The organism is Micromonospora sp. NBC_00330, assembly GCF_036136635.1.
Lineage (GTDB): Bacteria > Actinomycetota > Actinomycetes > Mycobacteriales > Micromonosporaceae > Micromonospora > Micromonospora salmantinae.
Window position 1 is genome coordinate 601,974 of sequence record NZ_CP108012.1, and the last position, 16,892, is coordinate 618,865.

General features: G+C 69.2%; 15 protein-coding genes and 1 tRNA gene. 10 read left to right on the top strand and 6 right to left on the bottom strand.

Going from position 1 to position 16,892, the window contains the following annotated elements:
* Positions 1-347: 347 nt before the first annotated feature.
* A complete protein-coding gene (locus OG598_RS02810) occupies positions 348-1,787 on the bottom strand; it encodes a pyridoxal-dependent decarboxylase (RefSeq protein ID WP_328652893.1) in 1,440 nt (479 codons plus the stop codon).
* A 269-nt stretch (positions 1,788-2,056) separates the two neighbouring features.
* On the opposite strand from OG598_RS02810, the gene OG598_RS02815 reads away from it, so the two are divergent.
* A complete protein-coding gene (locus OG598_RS02815) occupies positions 2,057-4,318 on the top strand; it encodes a rhamnogalacturonan lyase family protein (RefSeq protein WP_328652894.1) in 2,262 nt (753 codons plus the stop codon).
* 200 nt (positions 4,319-4,518) lie between these two features.
* Here the strand turns inward: OG598_RS02815 and OG598_RS02820 are convergent, their stop codons facing one another.
* Positions 4,519-5,514, bottom strand: coding sequence for an LLM class flavin-dependent oxidoreductase (locus tag OG598_RS02820; RefSeq protein ID WP_328652895.1), 996 nt, complete (start codon positions 5,512-5,514; stop codon positions 4,519-4,521).
* Positions 5,515-5,601: 87 nt separating this feature from the next.
* Positions 5,602-6,081 carry an Lrp/AsnC family transcriptional regulator gene (locus tag OG598_RS02825; protein ID WP_238686052.1) on the bottom strand — a complete coding sequence of 160 codons (480 nt, stop codon included), beginning with the start codon at positions 6,079-6,081 and terminating at the stop codon, positions 5,602-5,604.
* Between the two features lie 83 nt (positions 6,082-6,164).
* Between OG598_RS02825 and OG598_RS02830 the strand changes: the two genes are divergently transcribed.
* On the top strand, positions 6,165-7,343 hold the full coding sequence (locus tag OG598_RS02830; protein WP_328652896.1) for a trans-sulfuration enzyme family protein: 1,179 nt from the start codon (positions 6,165-6,167) through the stop codon (positions 7,341-7,343).
* A gap of 3 nt (positions 7,344-7,346) precedes the next feature.
* Here OG598_RS02830 and OG598_RS02835 read toward each other — a convergent pair whose 3' ends face one another.
* A complete protein-coding gene (locus OG598_RS02835) occupies positions 7,347-7,997 on the bottom strand; it encodes an NAD-dependent epimerase/dehydratase family protein (RefSeq protein ID WP_328652897.1) in 651 nt (216 codons plus the stop codon).
* Positions 7,998-8,122: 125 nt separating this feature from the next.
* Here OG598_RS02835 and OG598_RS02840 point away from each other — a divergent pair, with 125 nt between their 5' ends.
* On the top strand, positions 8,123-8,974 hold the full coding sequence (locus OG598_RS02840) for an alpha/beta fold hydrolase (protein WP_328652898.1): 852 nt from the start codon (positions 8,123-8,125) through the stop codon (positions 8,972-8,974).
* An 8-nt stretch (positions 8,975-8,982) separates the two neighbouring features.
* On the opposite strand, the gene OG598_RS02845 is transcribed toward OG598_RS02840, so the two are convergent.
* Positions 8,983-9,246 (bottom strand): hypothetical protein, encoded by a 264-nt coding sequence (locus OG598_RS02845; protein ID WP_328652899.1) that lies wholly within the window; start codon positions 9,244-9,246, stop codon positions 8,983-8,985.
* Positions 9,247-9,764: 518 nt separating this feature from the next.
* Positions 9,765-9,841: transfer RNA gene (locus OG598_RS02850), tRNA-Leu, on the bottom strand.
* A gap of 105 nt (positions 9,842-9,946) precedes the next feature.
* On the opposite strand from OG598_RS02850, the gene OG598_RS02855 reads away from it, so the two are divergent.
* From OG598_RS02855 to OG598_RS02885, 7 genes are all read left to right on the top strand, one after another.
* Positions 9,947-10,567, top strand: coding sequence for an ANTAR domain-containing response regulator (locus OG598_RS02855; protein WP_091408093.1), 621 nt, complete (start codon positions 9,947-9,949; stop codon positions 10,565-10,567).
* A 13-nt stretch (positions 10,568-10,580) separates the two neighbouring features.
* On the top strand, positions 10,581-11,750 hold the full coding sequence (locus OG598_RS02860; protein ID WP_328652900.1) for a hypothetical protein: 1,170 nt from the start codon (positions 10,581-10,583) through the stop codon (positions 11,748-11,750).
* A 257-nt stretch (positions 11,751-12,007) separates the two neighbouring features.
* On the top strand, positions 12,008-13,168 hold the full coding sequence (locus OG598_RS02865) for a branched-chain amino acid ABC transporter substrate-binding protein (protein ID WP_328652901.1): 1,161 nt from the start codon (positions 12,008-12,010) through the stop codon (positions 13,166-13,168).
* A 109-nt stretch (positions 13,169-13,277) separates the two neighbouring features.
* The gene (locus tag OG598_RS02870) at positions 13,278-14,228 is read left to right on the top strand and encodes a branched-chain amino acid ABC transporter permease (protein ID WP_124853572.1); all 951 of its coding nucleotides are present in this window, start codon (positions 13,278-13,280) and stop codon (positions 14,226-14,228) included.
* Complete coding sequence (locus OG598_RS02875; RefSeq protein WP_091407909.1) at positions 14,225-15,334, top strand: branched-chain amino acid ABC transporter permease; 1,110 nt, start codon at positions 14,225-14,227, stop codon at positions 15,332-15,334. Before OG598_RS02870 ends, OG598_RS02875 begins: the two co-directional genes overlap by 4 nt.
* A 46-nt stretch (positions 15,335-15,380) precedes the next feature.
* Positions 15,381-16,172, top strand: coding sequence for an ABC transporter ATP-binding protein (locus OG598_RS02880; RefSeq protein WP_167493670.1), 792 nt, complete (start codon positions 15,381-15,383; stop codon positions 16,170-16,172).
* Positions 16,162-16,872, top strand: a complete 711-nt coding sequence (locus OG598_RS02885) for an ABC transporter ATP-binding protein (protein ID WP_238686059.1) — start codon at positions 16,162-16,164, stop codon at positions 16,870-16,872. The genes OG598_RS02880 and OG598_RS02885 overlap by 11 nt, the downstream gene beginning before the upstream one ends.
* The last annotated feature ends 20 nt before the right edge of the window (positions 16,873-16,892 follow it).

A 16,892-nucleotide genomic window follows, 5' to 3' on the forward strand; every position in this document is an offset into this window, starting at 1 on the left:
ACCCACTTACCGATGCCGGGTCAAACGCCGTCATCGCCCAGGTTGAGTCACCAAGATCGCGCACCATCCTGGATGTAGTGGCTTCCCGGCGTCTCGTGGCCACTACATCCAGGTTCGAGCGTGATCTTGACGGCGGTGGGCGCCGTGAACGCTGCCCCCGGTCGGTCGGGCACGGTGTTGGTGGTCAAGATCCGCGCAACATCAGGGATGGTGCTGTCTCTCGCGCGTCGGAGGCAGCAACATCCGGGAAGTTGCGCAGATCTTGGCGCGCGGCGCGGCCTGGCGCGGCGGGGCGCGGCGCGGCGCGGCGGGGCGCGGGGTGCGGGGGAGCGGGTGGCGAGGGTGGGTTACGGGGTGAGCAGGGTGTTGGCCGCCTCGGAGAGCAGGGTCCAGGCTTCGTCGATGTGCGCTTCGGTGGTCTGGGGTGAGCCGACCGCCAGCCGCAGCGTGTACCGGCCGGCGACCCGGGTGTGCGTGAGGTGCACCCGCCCGGTGGCGTTCACCGAGGCCAGCAACGCCGCGTTGGTGTCGTCGTCGGCGTGCAGTCGGAAGCAGACCAGTGAGAACGGGTGCGCAGCGGCCAACTCGAACCGGTCGTCGGCGCGGACCCGCTCGGCGAACCGTTCGGCCAGCGTCACCCCGGAGCGGATGTGCGCCCGTAGTCCTTCGGCGCCGTACCAGCGCAGCACGAACCACAGCTTGAGGGACCGGAACCGCCGGCCCAGCGGCACCTGCCAGTCCCGGTAGTCGATCACCGCACCGGATTCGGAGGCCGCGTTGCGCAGGAACTCCGGCAGTACGGTCAGCGCCTCGATCAGTTCGGCCCGGTCGGCCACCCAGAACGCGTCGCAGTCGAAGCCGGTGAGCAGCCACTTGTGCGGGTCGAAGCAGTAGGAATCGGCGTACTCCAGGCCGGCGTGCGTCCATCGCAGTTCGGGGCAGACGGCGGCAGAGCCCGCGTACGCGGCGTCCACGTGCAGCCAGATCCCGTACTCGGCGCAGATGGCCCCGATCTCGGGCAGCGGGTCGACGGCGGTGGTGGAGGTGGTGCCGATGGTCGCCACCACGATGGCCGGCACGTCACCGGCGGCCAGGTCGGCTTCGATGGCGGCCCGCAGCGCGCCCGGCAGCATCGCCTGGGTGTCCGGGTCCACCTCGATCGACCGGGTTCCGTCGCTGCCCAGTCCGGCGATCCGTACCGCCTTCTCGATGGACGAGTGCCCATGCATGGAGGTGTAGGCGCGGTATCGCCTGTCGATGCCGGTCTGCCGCCAGCGGCCGCCGCTGGCCCGGTGCAGTGCGGTCAGGGTGGCCACGAGCGTCGCCGAGGAGGCCGAGTCCTGGATGACCCCACCGCCGGTGCCGGTGGAGCGGAACCGCTGTGGCAGGTCCAGCAGTTGGGCCAGCCAGTCCATCATCACCGTCTCCAGCTCGGTGCAGGCCGGGCCGGAGGCCCAGAGCATGCCCTGGACGCCGAGCCCGGAGCTGACCAGGTCGCCGAGCACGCTCGGGCCGGAGGTGTTGCCGGGGAAGTAGCCGAAGAAGCCCGGGTGCTGCCAGTGGGTCAGCCCCGGTACGACGATCGAGTCCAGGTCGGCGAGGATCGCCTCGACCGGTTCGCCGCCGGTGGTGGGCGGCTCGGTGGGCAGGGCGGCGGCCACCGTGCCCGGGGGGTCGGCCGGGGCGACCGGTCGTTGCTCCACTGTCGCCCAGTAGTCGGCGATCCAGTCGACGACGGCGTGGCCGGCGCGACGGAACTCGTCAGGGTCCATGTGGTGAGCGCTCACCTGACGAGTTGATCAGGCATCGATCACCGAGGCAAGAGCGAGACGCCACCGAGGCAGGAGCGAGACTCGCGAGCAAGCGACGGTGATCGATGTTGCGTGGCGGAAAGCGCTTGCCTTACGATGCGCGGTGAGTCGGATCCGTGAGTTCCAGGGCGTTCCACCCCGATCAGATCGCCGTCCGCCGCCGTCGCGGTGGGTTCGGTCCACCGTGCTTCCCGGGCACTGCCGGTGGGTCGTAGCGATCATCACCGGATCCCCGGAGGCAGTGCATGCACCCGTCCAGACATCGGCTGATCCTGCTCGCCGCCACGACGGCAGCCACCGTCGTGGCCGGCACCCTCGGTACGGTCGTCGCCTCGGCCGCCGCCGTCGGCTGCCGGGTCGACTATCAGATCACCAACCAGTGGCAGGGCGGCTTCGGCGCCAACGTCACAGTCACCAACCTCGGCGACCCGGTGAACGGGTGGGCCGTCACCTGGTCGTACACCGCGGGCCAGCAGGTCACCCAGGCGTGGAACGCCGCCGTCACCCAGTCCGGCGCCCAGGTGACAGCGCGCAACGTCGACCACAACACCGCCATCGCCACGAACGGCAGCGCCTCGTTCGGCTTCAACGGTTCGTGGACCGGCAGCAATCCGGTGCCGGGCAGCTTCGCGCTCAACGGCACCACCTGCACCGGAGCACCACCCACCGACGAGCCGACCACCCCGCCACCCACAACCCCTCCACCCACCACCCCTCCACCCACCACCCCACCTCCGACCACGCCACCGCCGTCGGCCGGGGTGGTGCAGATGGAAAAGCTGGACCGAGGGCTGGTCAGCGTCCGCTCCGGCAACGGCAACCTGGTCTCCTGGCGCCTGCTCGGCACCGAGACCTCCGGGGTGGCGTTCAACCTCTACCGGGGATCCACAAGGGTCAACGCCAGCCCGATCACCGGCGCCACCAACCACCTCGACAGCGGCGCGGCGGCCGGCTCGGCGTACACGGTGCGGGCCGTGGTGGGCGGCGCCGAGCAGGCGGCGTCGGCGCCGGCGTTGCAGTTCGGCGCGGGCTACCTGGACGTGCCGTTGCAGGTCCCGGCCGGGGGCAGCACCCCCAGCGGCGAGAGCTACTCGTACAGCGCCAGCGACGCCTCGGTCGGTGACCTCAACGGCGACGGCACCTACGAGATCGTGCTCAAGTGGGAACCGTCGAACGCCAAGGACAACTCCCAGTCCGGCTACACCGGCAACGTCTACGTCGACGCGTACACACTCACCGGCACCCGGTTGTGGCGGGTCGACCTGGGCCGCAACATCCGGGCCGGCGCCCACTACACCCAGTTCCAGGTGTACGACTACGACGGCGACGGCCGCGCCGAGGTGGCCATGAAGACCGCCGACGGCACCCGCTCGGGCACCGGTCAGCTCATCGGTTCGTCGTCGGCGGACCACCGCAACTCCAGCGGCTACGTGCTCGCCGGCCCGGAGTACCTGACCATGTTCAACGGGCAGACCGGCGCGATCGCCTCCACGGTCAACTACGACCCGCCGCGCGGCACCGTGTCGTCCTGGGGCGACTCGTACGGCAACCGGGTGGACCGTTTCCTCGCCGGCACCGCGTACCTGGACGGGCAGCGCCCCTCGCTGATCATGGCCCGGGGTTACTACACCCGCGCGGTGATCGCCGCCTGGGACTTCCGCAACGGCACGCTCACCAAACGCTGGACGTTCGACTCGAACTCCTCCGGCAACGGCGCCGCCGCCGGTCAGGGCAACCACCAGCTCTCGGTGGCCGACGTCGACGCCGACGGTCGCCAGGAGATCGTCTACGGGGCCGCCACCATCGACGACAACGGCCGGCTGCTCCACTCGACCGGCAACGGCCACGGCGACGCCATGCACGTGGGGGACCTGGACCCGGGCCGCGCCGGCCTGGAGGTGTTCAAGGTCGACGAGGACGCCAGCAAGCCCAGCTCCTACTTCGCCGACGCCCGTACCGGTCAGGTCCTCTGGTCCACGCCCGCGTCCGGCGACAACGGCCGGGGCGTCTCCGCGGACATCTGGGCGGGCAGCCCCGGCGCGGAGTCGTGGTCGTCAGCGGTCGCCGGACTGTCCAACACCAGGGGGCAGAACGTCGGCCGCAAGCCGTCCTCGGCCAACTTCCTCGCCTGGTGGGACGGCGACCCGGTGCGGGAACTGCTCGACGGCACGAAGATCGACAAGTACGGCACCGGCGGTGAGACCCGGCTGCTCGACGGCAGTCAGGTGGCGTCCAACAACGGCACCAAGTCCACCCCGGCGCTCTCCGGCGACATCCTGGGCGACTGGCGCGAGGAGGTCATCTGGCGGACCACCGACAGCCGGGCGCTGCGCATCTACAGCACACCCACGCCGACCAGCACCCGGATCTACACCCTGATGCACGACCCGCAGTATCGGGTGGCGATCGCGTGGCAGAACACCGCCTACAACCAACCGCCGCACCCGGGGTTCTTCATCGGCAACGGAATGGGCACCCCACCGACGCCAGACATCCACCTACGTTGATGCAAACCCTGGCGGTCCCGAGCGGGGTCGCCTAGGGTGGCAGGCACCGGGCCGCAGCCGCGGAATCCGCTCAGCTCCGGCCCGGTGCGCCACACCGCGGCATTCCCAACCCGTCCCGACCGGGAATGCCGTACCACCACCGGCACCAACATTAGGCACCGTCCGGGTCGGCAGGGTGACGCTGACGTGAAGATCGTGTTTCACGCGCTCCGGCGTAGACCGCCCACCACCTGCTCGGCGATCAATTCGTACGACCGCACCCGGTCCTGCACGTCGTACACCAGCGTGGTCAGCATCAGCTCGTCCGCGCCGGTGCGCTCCACCAGGTCGGTCAGCTGCCGACGCACCGTCTCCGGCGAGCCCATCGCCTGCCCGTCACGGCGCGCCAGGATGAACTCCCGCTCGATCTCCGAGTACGGGTAGGCCGCCGCCTCGTCGGGCGTGGACAGCGGCTCCGGCCGTCCGGAGCGCAACTTCAAAAACGACAGGGCGCTCGGCCCGGCCAACCATTCGGCCCGCTCGTCGGTCTCCGCGCACACCGCGTTGACCGCCACCATCGCGTACGGCTTGTCCAGCCACTGCGACGGGCGGAAGTTCTGCCGGTACAGCGCCAACGCCGGCAGGGTGTTCTGCGAGCTGAAGTGGTGCGCGAAGGAGAACGGCAGACCGAGCAGGCCGGCGAGCTGGGCGCTGAAACCGCTGGAGCCCAACAGCCACACGGCCGGCTGCTCACCGCGACCCGGCGTGGCGGTGATCTGCCCCGGCTTCTCCCCGCTGAAGTAGTTCATCAGGTCCGTCAGCTCGCGCGGAAAACCCTCCGCCGACAGGCCCTCCATGGTGCGCCGCAACGCCAGCGCGGTCACCTGGTCGGTGCCCGGCGCCCGCCCGATGCCCAGGTCGATCCGACCGGGGTGCAGCGCCTCCAGGGTGCCGAACTGCTCGGCCACCACCAGCGGCGCGTGGTTGGGCAGCATCACCCCGCCCGACCCCAGCCGGATCGTCGAGGTGTTCGCCGCCAGGTGCGCCAGCAGCACCGCGGGGGCGGAGCTGGCGATCGCCGGCATGTTGTGGTGCTCGGCCACCCAGAACCGGTGATAGCCCAACTCCTCGGTGCGGCGAGCCAACTCGGTGGTGGCCTGCAACGCCGCGCCAGCGGTGGTGCCCTTGGCGACCGGGGCAAGATCAAGAACAGACATCGGTACGGTGATCACACGCTCAGCCAACCCGTCACCGACCGGATTTGTTCCAGCATGCGGGTTTTCGTCGGCCACCTCACCCGCCGCTCAGCCCATCCCGCGCGCCTGCTCGAAGATCAGACTGGTCTGCGTGTGCTGCACCACCGGATCCACCGCCAGGTGGTCCAGCACGAAGTCCCGCAACGCGTCGCCGGACGCCGCCCGCACATGCAGCACGTAGTCCTCCGCGCCGGCCACGTGGAACACCGACACCACCCCCGGCAGCCGCACCGACCGGGCCCGGAACGCGTCCACAGCCGCCCGCTCGTGCGCTGTCAACCGCACCGACACCAACGCCTGCAACGGCAGACCGAGCGCCGCCGGATCCACCTCGGCGTGAAAACCACGGATCGCACCCCGCTCGCGCAGCGCCCGGGTACGCGTCAGGCACGTCGACGGCGCCACACCCACCCGCTCGGCGAGGGCGTTGTTCGGCAGCCGGCCGTCCGCCGCCAGCTCGGTCAGGATCGCGCGATCCACCTCGTCCAGGGCCGAATACGGCCGCAGATCATTCGGCTCAGGGGGCATTACGCCATCCTCGCCCGAACCCAGCACGGAAACAAACCCGATTCGCAGAATCATCTGCCGAACCGTTGCCCACCAGCCGCCAGATGTTCGACTCTACCGCCATGACAACGATGGACACCCGGGCCGTCCACGCCGGCCGCGACGACCTGCGCACCCTCGGCGTGCACGTACCACCCATCGACCTGTCGACCACCAACCCGCTGCCCTCCGTCGACGACGGCGGCGCCGCGTACGAGCAACTCGCCACCGGCGGCACGCTCCCCGCCGACGGCAGCGCCGTCTACCAACGGCTCTGGAACCCCACCGTCGCCCGCTTCGAAACCGCCCTCGCCGAACTGGAAGGCACCGCCCAAGCCGTCGCCTTCGCCAGCGGAATGGCCGCCCTCACCGCCACACTGCTCGCCGCCGCCCGCGACGACCGCCGACACGTCGTCGCCGTCCGACCCCTCTACGGCGGCACCGACCACGTCCTCGCCACCGGCCTGCTCGGCACCACAGTCACCTGGACGCGCCCCGACGAGGTCGCCGCCGCCATCCGCCCCGACACCGCACTCGTCATCGTCGAGACACCCGCCAACCCCACACTCGACCTGGTCGACATCGCCGCCCTCGCCGCCGCGACCGGCGACATCCCACTGCTGGTCGACAACACCGTCGCCACCCCCGTACTGCAACAACCCGCCCGCCACGGCGCCACCCTCGTCCTGCACAGCGCCACCAAGAGCATCGGCGGACACGGCGACGTCCTCGCCGGCGTCGTCGCCTGCGACGAGACCTGGGCGATACGCCTACGCCAGGTCCGCGCGGTCACCGGCGCGATCCTGCACCCCCTCGGCGGCTACCTGCTGCACCGCGGCCTGCAAACCCTGCCGCTGCGCGTCCGCGCCCAACAGGCCACCGCCGAGAAACTCGCCGGCTGGCTCGCCGACCACCCCGCCGTACACCGGGTGCACCACCCCTCGGTGCACGACCCGGCGGCGCTGGTCGGACGGCAGATGTCCGGACCCGGCAGCCTGCTCGCCTTCGAGGTACACGGCGGCGCGCCCGCCGCGGCCACCGTCGCCGGCGCCTGCCGCCTCATCACCCACGCCGTGTCCCTCGGCGGCGTCGACACCCTCATCCAGCACCCCGCCTCACTCACCCACCGGCCGGTCGAAGGCGACGCCAAACCCGCAGCCGCCCTGCTGCGCCTCTCGGTCGGCCTCGAAGACCCCGAAGACCTCCGCGCCGACCTCGCCCACGCCCTCGACACGATCGCCTGACCCTCAGCGCAGCTCGCGGTTGCCCAACACCCGCACCGGCGAACCCTGCCGAGCCACCCGCAACATCGCCCGACCGATCCCGTCGGTAGTGGTGACCTGATTCGGCAGCAACCGACGCAGCACCGGAAACAGCGGACGGGTGACCGCGTACCCGAACCGGTACCACCGCGTCTTCGACACCGCCCCGTACGTCGGCTGGATGAACCCCGGCCGCGCCGCGTAACCGTTGGGCAGCAAATCCATGATCGCGTTCTCGGCACGCCCCTTGACCCGCGCCCACATCACCCGACCCCGACCCGACGAGTCGGTACCCTGACCCGAGACGTAGACGAAGGCGACCTGCGGGCTCACCTGCGCGAACAACCGCGCCGCCGCCATCGGGTAGTCGTAGCTGACCCGCGTGTACGCGGCCTCATCCAGACCCAACGAGGACACCCCCAGGCAGTAGAAACACGCGTCCACACCGGTCAACTCGGCCCGCACCGCGTCCAACTCGCCCACGTCCGCGACCGTCAGCTCCCGCAGCTTCGGATCCCGCACACCAGTCGGCCGCCGACCGACAGTCAGCACCTCCCGCACGTCATCGGCGAGCAGGCACTCGCGCAACACGCCCTGACCGACCATCCCGGTCGCACCGAAGACAACCACCCGCATCAGATCCACCCCTGTCGTCGACCTCGCCACCCGCGTCCTCGCAGGCTCTCACGATCGGCATGACCGCCGACGGCTGGGGAAAGCCCCGCCGACCGACACCACCAAACCGACAGGGGGAGACGAACGTGCCGTTCATCACCGTGGGCACCGAGAACAACACCGCCATCGACATCTACTACGAGGACCACGGCTCCGGCCAGCCGGTCGTTCTCATCCACGGCTTCCCGTTCAACGGCGCCACCATGGAGAAGCTGGCCAACCCACTGCTGAACGCCGGCTACCGGGTGATCACCTACGATCGCCGGGGATTCGGCGCCTCCAGCCAACCGGACACCGGATACGACTACGACACCTTGGCCGCCGACCTCGACACCCTCATGACGGAGTTGGACCTGCGCGACACCATCCTCGCCGGTCACTCCATGGGCACCGGTGAGGTGACCCGCTACCTCAGCAGGTATGGCTCCGAGCGGGTCAGCCGAGGCGTACTGCTCAGCCCACTGGCGCCGTTCCTGCGCAAGACCTCCGACAACCCCGAGGGGGTCGACGGAAGCGTCTTCGACGGCTTCAAGCAGGCCATCGTGGCAGACCGGTTCGCCTACCTCACCGCCTTCTGCACCAGCTTCTTCAACTACGACCAGACCAAGGGCAAGCAGGTCAGCGAGGAAGCGTTCCAGGCGCACTGGGCCATCGGGCGGCTCGCCTCCGCCAGTGCCGCGTACCAGTGCATCGACGCCATCACCACCGACTTCCGGGCCGACGTGCCCCGCATCGACGTGCCGATTCTCATCGTCCAGGGCGACCAGGACGCGGTGCTGCCCTACCCGGTCACCGGCCAGCGGCTCGCCCCGATGCTGCCCAACGGCAAGCTCGTCACCCTCAAGGGCGCCCCGCACGGCATCCCGTGGACGCACGCCGACGAGGTCAACAAGGCGATCATGGACTTCATCGGCGCGCCAGCCATGGCCCGCGCCTGAGCGCCAGGTCAGGACTTGGGGCCGACGTGCCGGTCCAGTGTGGCGACGGCGTCGCGTCGCGCCACCGACAGCGAGTTGCGTCGGTTCATCCGCCAGGCGACGCCGAGCAGGTCGAGGCCCCACTGGCAGAGCGCCATGATGTCGGCCGACTCGTTGACGAACATGTAGCGCGGGTAGACGTACGCCTTGCCGCGCACCGTCACCCGGTTGGCGAACCGGCAGCCGTCGGAGTGGAACAGTCCACGCAGGAAGTCGCCCGGGTGTGCCGTCACGAGATCGCGCTGCCAGTCGGTCAAGATGATCGGGCGTTCGTGTTTTTTGCCAGGGCCATGCTGAGGGAGCAGGCACGGCCAGTGCTTGCCGGAACTTTGCACGCTGACGCAGCCGACCTGCTGGACGCGCTGCACTCTGGTGGCGAGCACTGCTCGCATAGCGGCGTCACAGGCTTCGATCAGGCCTGGCCAGCTGTCGCTGCAGGCGATACGAAGCACCGGGACCCGGGTGGACGTGACGAGATGACCGTCGCCCAGGTAAAGGCCAAGCAGGTATAGGTATGACGACGGATCTGTCTGAATGTTGACGTTGGGTCGGCAGCGGAAGCAGCGGGACTCGGTGCCCTGCTGTTGTGGCTCAGCCTGCCCCTTGCACCAGCCGCGAACGGTTGGATAGGGAAGTCTCAGTCGTCGGGCGACTTCAGCGACCGTGCTGCCGGCGAGGTGCTGCCGCCGTGCTCGTAGGCGCAGTTCAGGTGGATGCACAGCACGATTTTGGAACAGCCGTACGACAATTGTGGTGCCCCCGGTGGGATTCGAACCCACACTGTCGGAGGTTTGAGCTCCGCTTCTCTGCCGGTTGGAATACGGGGACGCTCGGCCGAATGCTCTGGTGGCCTCCCATAGGTTACCTACTACGCTGAGGGCGGCGACACCCGGTCGGGTTGGTGTCGGCTTATGACTGGTGGGGGTAGGGCTGGTGGCTGAGACGCCGACGGATGCCGAGCGTAGGCGCGTGCTGATCGCCGAGGACGAGGCGCTGATCCGGCTGGACCTCGCCGAGATGCTGGTCGAAGAGGGTTACGAGGTGGTGGGGGAGGCCGGCGACGGCGAGACAGCCGTTCGCCTCGCCGAGGAGTTGAAGCCCGACCTCGTCATCCTCGACATCAAGATGCCGATCATGGACGGGCTGGCCGCCGCCGAGCGCATCGCCGGTGCCCGGATCGCCCCGGTGATCATTCTGACCGCGTTCAGCCAGCGTGATCTGGTGGAGCGGGCGCGGGCGGCGGGCGCGATGGCGTACCTGGTGAAGCCCTTCCAGAAGAGCGACCTGGTCCCGGCGGTGGAGATCGCGCTGTCGCGGTACTCGGAGGTCGCGGCCCTGGAGGCGGAGGTCGCGAGCCTGACCGACCGCCTGGAGATCCGTAAGTCGGTGGAGCGCGCCAAGGGCGCGCTGATGACCACGTACGGGATGACCGAGCCGCAGGCGTTCAAGTGGATCCAGCGCACGGCGATGGACCACCGGATGACAATGAAAGAGGTTGCCGAGCGGATCCTCGCGGAGACCGCCGGCGGCGAGGTGACCCTGCCGGCGCCCTGATCGGCATCGACCCGTGTCGAGGCGGATGGGGGCGGTGCTCGGCGTTCTCGCCGTGCTGGTGGCCGCCTGTGAGTCCTCGGCCTGTACCGACTGCGCGGAGCCGCTACCGGTCCGGCCGGCCTGGCAGTCGGTGGTCCTGCCGGACACGCCGGGTGTGCCGGGTCGACCGGTGCTGCGCGACGCCACTGCCTGTGCTGGCCGGTGGTACGTGGTCGGCGGCGTGGTCGATCCGGCCGGGGAGACGCATCCGGCCGCGTGGAGCAGCCCGGACGCCAATTCCTGGGTGCCGGTGCCGACGGCGCCGGTGACGTTCTACGGCCGGCAGCACGTGCTCTCCGCGGCGGCCTGCCGGGACGGACGGCTGGCGGCGGTCGGGGCGAAGAACGGGGGCGCGCACGGCAATCCCCGCACCGGCACCTGGAGGCAGGCGTCGGACGGCACGCTGCAGGAGGTGGATGCGCCCTTCGAGCGGTACGCCGGGCCGCGCGCTGTCAACGTGGCCCGGTTGGCGGCGGGGCCGCGGGGCTGGTTGATCGCCGGTAGTCGGATCGACGGTGCGGCGGTCTGGATCTCCCCGGACGCGGCTGGGTTCGCGCTGGTGGAGGGTGCACCGGAGTTGGCCGGTGACGAGCGGGGGCGGACGGCGGCGTACGACGCGGTCGCCGTGCCGTCGGGCTGGCTGGTGGTGGGTGCGCTGTTGCCGCCCGGGGGTACCGCGCTGGTGCCGCTGGCCTGGTCGTCGGCGGACGGCCGGAGCTGGCGGCGGGCCGTTCTGCCGGTGGTGGACGGGCGGGGGCAGGCGCAACGGGTGGCGGTGCTTGGTGACGTGCCGGTGGCGGTCGGGCCGGTGCGGGCCGGGTTCGGCAGTTGGCGGCTGACCGCGCGGGGCTGGCGCTCGGTGGGCGGCTTCGGGGCGGCCGGACCGGGTGTGGCGTCGGCGGCCGGGCTGGTGGCCGTCGGGCAGGGGTTGGTGGCGGTGACGAGGGACGGGAGCCGTCACGCACTGTGGCTCTCGGTCGATGCGGGCGAGTCATGGCGACCGATGATCATGCCGCGGCCGGTGCCGGACAGCGGAGACACTGCTGTCGCGGTGACCTCGACGGGAGATCGACTGCTGTTGGTGACCGACGATGGGGAAGCGTCGCGTGCCTGGTGGGCGGGGGTGTCAGACCTCGATCGGTAGCTGACGGAAGCCCGTTGGCCGGTGCCGACGAAACAAAGGTGAAAGTGCTTCACGACCGAAGGTTCTTACAGGGATCGTTTCGAATCCGCCACGGCGTGTAACGGTTCGGTCAACCCGCTGGCTTGGGGCTTACGTCACAGCTCCACGGTGGGATAACGTCCGGCCCCAGACCGGCGACGACGGTCTGGTTCGTCCGCCCCCGCAAGGGCCAATAGCCAGCGGGTGGTTCGGACCATGGGACGAGGAGGGTTCGGGCCTTGAGGCAAAAGCTCGCGCGCGTTATCGGTGGGGTCGCCATGGTGGCGCTCGTCGCCGGCGGAACCGCATGCTCCAGTGGCGACGATGCGGCAGGCGGGGGCGGTGACGCCTGCGGCAGCAAGATCGCATTCTTCGGCGCGCTGACCGGCAGCTCGGCCGCGCTCGGCATCAACGAGAACAACGGTGTCAAGCTCGCCGTCGACAAGTACAACAAGGAAAACGCCGACTGCAAGGTCGAGCTGGCCTCCCTGGACTCGCAGGGCAGCCCCGACCAGGCGCCCGGTCTGGCCCAGAAGGCGATCGACGACACCAAGATCCTTGGCGTCGTCGGCCCGGCCTACTCGGGTGAGTCCGAGGCCGCCGGCCCGCTGTTCAACGAGGCCGGCCTGGTGACCATCACCCCGTCCGCGACCCGGCCGAGCCTGGCCGACCAGAAGTGGAAGACCTTCTTCCGCGCGGTCGGCAACGACTTCAGCCAGGGCCCGGCGGCCGGCAACTACATGAAGAACGTGATGAAGGCCGACAAGGTCTACGTCATCGACGACCAGTCCGCGTACGGCGCCGGCTTGGCCGACGAGGTCAAGAAGGTGCTCGGCTCGGCGGTCGTTGGCTCGGACAAGGTCCAGGGCGAGGGCAAGCAGACCGAGTTCTCCGGCGTGGTCACCAAGGTCAAGGCCGCCAACGTGAAGGCGATCTTCTACGGCGGTTACTACCAGGAGGCCGGCCTGATCCGTAAGCAGCTCACCGCTGCCGGGGTCACCGCGCCGCTGGTCGCCGGCGACGGCGTCAACGACGGTGCGTACATCACCTCCGCTGGTCAGGCGGCGGCCGAGGGCACCATCCTCACCTGCCCGTGCCAGCCGGCCGCTGAGGCCCGTGGCACCTTCGTGCAGGAGTTCAAGGCGCTCACCGGCACCGACCCGGGCACCTACAGTGACACCGCCTACGACGCGGCGAACATCCTGCTGGCCGGTATCAAGGCTGGCAAGACCACCCGTGAGGGCCTGCTGGAGTTCGTGAAGGGCTACAGCGGCGAGGGTGTCGCGGCGAGCTACAAGTTCACCGAGACCGGCGAGCTGGACCCGGCTCAGGTCAAGGTCTGGGCCTTCAAGGTCACCGGCGGCAAGGTTGTCCCGGACCAGGAGATCCCGAAGTCCTGATGTTGGTCGCTGCTTCGGCGATTGAGTTGTGATCGCGGGTGCGGCCGGGAGCTGCTCGCTCCCGGCCGCACCCCAATTTTCTCTCCAGACGTGATGGAGCGTCCCTCCCTTGGACTTCAATGGACTGTTCTCCAACTTCGGGGAACTCACCACTACCGGCCTGACCCAGGGCGCGATCTACGCCCTGGTCGCGCTCGGCTACACGCTGGTCTACGGCGTGCTGAGACTCATCAACTTCGCTCACTCCGAGGTTTTCATCGCCGGCGCGTTCGCGGCGATCTGGACCTGGAACGGCTTTGGACTCGACCAGAACTCACAGGTCAGCGGGGTTGGATCGATCCTGTTCTACCTGCTGGTGGCGATGATCGTCGCCGCCATCGCTTCGGCGGGCACCGCGACGGTGATCGAGCGGGTGGCGTACCGGCCGTTGCGTAAGCGCAACGCCCCGCCGCTGGCCTTCCTGATCACCGCGATCGGCGCCTCGATCGCGATCTCCGAGGCCTTCGGCATCTGGACCCGCCGACTGCCGGAGGGCGCGCCCAGCCTGGTGAGCAGCAAGCCGCTGTTCCACCTCTTCGGCGTGCCGATCGACTCGGTGCAGCTGCTGACGATTGGCGCGGCGCTGCTGATGATGGTCCTGCTGGACCTCTTCATCAACCGCAGCCGTACCGGCCGGGGCATCCGGGCCGTGGCCCAGGACGCCAACACCGCCGCGCTGATGGGCGTGAACAAGGACCGGATCATCCTGATGGTCTTCATCACCGGTGGTTCCATGGCCGGTGTGGCCGGTCTGCTCTACGACGTGCGGATCCAGACCCTGACCTACAGCGTCGGCTTCCTGCTGGGGCTCAAGGCCTTCACCGCCGCGGTGCTGGGTGGTATCGGCAACCTGCGCGGCGCGCTGATCGGTGGCCTGCTGTTGGGCGTGGTGGAGAACTACGCCGCCGGTCTGTTCGGCAGTCAGTGGAAGGACTTCGCTGCCTTCGCGGTGTTGGTGGTGCTGCTGATGTTCCGGCCTACCGGTCTGCTGGGCGAATCGCTGGGGAGGGCACGGGCATGACGACCGTCCTGGAGAGGGTGCGCTCGGGTCGCGAGGCGGCCGGAGAACGGTGGCGCGGCGCGCCGCGCTGGGTGCGTTGGGCGCTGCTGGTCGCGGTGATCGCGTTCTTCTACGCGCTGCCGAACAGGGAGTTCTACCAGTATCTCGGGCCGATCCCGACCCCTGGTGCGAACTTCACGCAGGTGCTGTTCACCGTCTCGATCTACGTGCTGCTGGCCGTCGGGTTGAACATCGTGGTCGGTTTCGCCGGCCTGCTCGACCTCGGCTACTTCGGCTTCTTCGCCGTCGGCGCGTACACCGTCGCGGTGCTGACCTCGCCGAGCAGCAACCTCAAGACGCTCTGGCCGTGGCTGCTCGTGGTGCCGCTGGCGATCGGGTTGACCATGCTCTCGGGTGTGATGCTCGGTACGCCGACGCTGCGTCTGCGCGGTGACTACCTGGCGATCGTGACGCTCGGCTTCGCCGAGATGATCCGGATCGCCGCTGTCAGCTCGGAGTTCCTCAAGGGCCAGCGGGGTTTCAACCAGATCCCGCACCCGCCCGGCAAGTACGCCGACGGCAAGCCGTTCTTCGGCGTGCTGGACGCCCGGCCGTACTACTGGCTGGTGCTCACGCTGATCATCCTGGTGGTGATCGGTGTGCGGAACCTGACGCACAGTCGGGTCGGTCGGGCCTGGATCTCGATCCGGGAGGACGAGGACGCCGCGCAGCTGATGGGTGTGCCGACGTTCAAGTTCAAGCTCTGGGCGTTCGCCTCGGGTGCCGCGATCGCCGGTCTGGCCGGCGCGCTCTTCGCGGGTAAGCAGAACTTCGTCAACTCGCAGAACTTCGAGCTGCTCAACTCGATCATCATCCTGGCGGCGGTGATCTTCGGTGGTTCGGGCAACATCGTCGGCGCGATCGTCGGTGGTGGCCTGGTGGCGTACATGATCGAGCGGTTCCGCGGCATCGAGCTGTTCGGCGTGGAGCTGTACGAGTACCGGTTCCTGATCTTCGGTCTGGTCCTCGTGGTGATGATGATCTTCCGGCCGGAGGGCCTGATTCCGAACCGACGACGGGCGGCGGAGTTCAAAGACCGTCGCAAGGAGGTGATCGTCGGTGAGTGACACCGATCAGACGCCGGCTGTTCCGGCGCAGGCCGGCGCGCCGGCGATGGAGGCGGTCCCCAGCCGGGAGCCGCTGCTGGAGGTCGACGACGTCACGTTGCGCTTCGGCGGCGTGGTCGCGCTCGACAACGTCAACTTCACCCTCTACAAGGGGGAGATCCTCGGGCTGATCGGCCCGAACGGCGCTGGCAAGACCACCTGCTTCAACGCGATGACCGGCATCTACCAGCCCACCAAGGGTGAGATCCGGTTCCGTGGCGGCAAGATCAGCGGGAAGAAGCGCCACCAGATCACCCAGATGGGTATGGCCCGGACGTTCCAGAACATCCGCCTGTTCCCGGAGATGACCGCCCTGGAGAACGTCCAGGTCGGCGCGGACGCGCACCACAAGACCAGCGTGCTCTCCGCTCTGTTCCGGTTGCCTCGGCACCGGCGCGAGGAGCGTGAGGGACGGGAGAAGGCCGAGCGGCTGCTGGAGTTCGTCGGCATCCGGCACCGGCTGCACGAGTTCGCCCGCAACCTCTCCTACGGGGAGCAGCGGCGGTTGGAGATCGCCCGGGCGCTGGCCACCGATCCGGTGCTGCTCTGCCTGGACGAGCCGGCCGCCGGCTTCAACCCGGCGGAGAAGGAGGAGCTGCTCCAGCTCATCCGGCAGGTCCGGGACACCGGCGTGACCGTGCTGCTGATCGAGCACGACATGCGCCTGGTCATGGGCGTCACTGACCGGATCGTCGTGCTGGAGTTCGGAAAGAAGATCGCCGAAGGGCTGCCCGCCGAGGTGCGGGACAACCCGAAGGTGGTCGCGGCGTACCTGGGGGTGCCGGACGATGTTGCTTGAGATCGAGGATGTGAGCCTGCTCTACGGGCGGATCCAGGCGTTGCACGGCATCAGCCTGACCGTGGCCGAGGGTGAGATCGTCGCGCTGATCGGCGCCAACGGCGCCGGGAAGTCGACCACCATGCGAGCGATCTCCGGGATTCGGCCGATCGCCACCGGCAGCATCCGCTTCGAGGGTGAGGACATCTCCAAGCTCCGGGCGGACCTGCGGGTCCGGCGGGGGCTCTGCCAGGCGCCCGAGGGCCGGGGGATCTTCCCCGGCATGTCGGTGCTCGAGAATCTGGACATGGGGGCGTACACCCGGCGTGACCGCGCCGGGATCGCCCAGGACCTGGCCCGGGTGCTCGACCTCTTCCCCAGGCTGGCAGAGCGACGTAAGCAGGCCGGAGGTACCCTTTCCGGCGGCGAGCAGCAGATGCTGGCGGTCGGTAGGGCGTTGATGAGCCGGCCCAAGCTGCTGTTGCTCGACGAGCCCTCGATGGGGTTGGCGCCAATGCTGATCCAGCAGATCTTCGACATCATCAAGGAGATCAACGAGCAGGGCACCACGGTCCTGCTGGTGGAGCAGAACGCCCAGCAGGCGCTGGCCCGAGCGCACCGGGCCTACGTGCTCGAGACCGGCAAGATCGTCAAGACCGGAACCGGCGCCGAGCTGCTGCACGACCCGGCGGTCAAAGAGGCATACCTCGGCGTGGCCTGAGCGGCCGTCACACCCCTCAC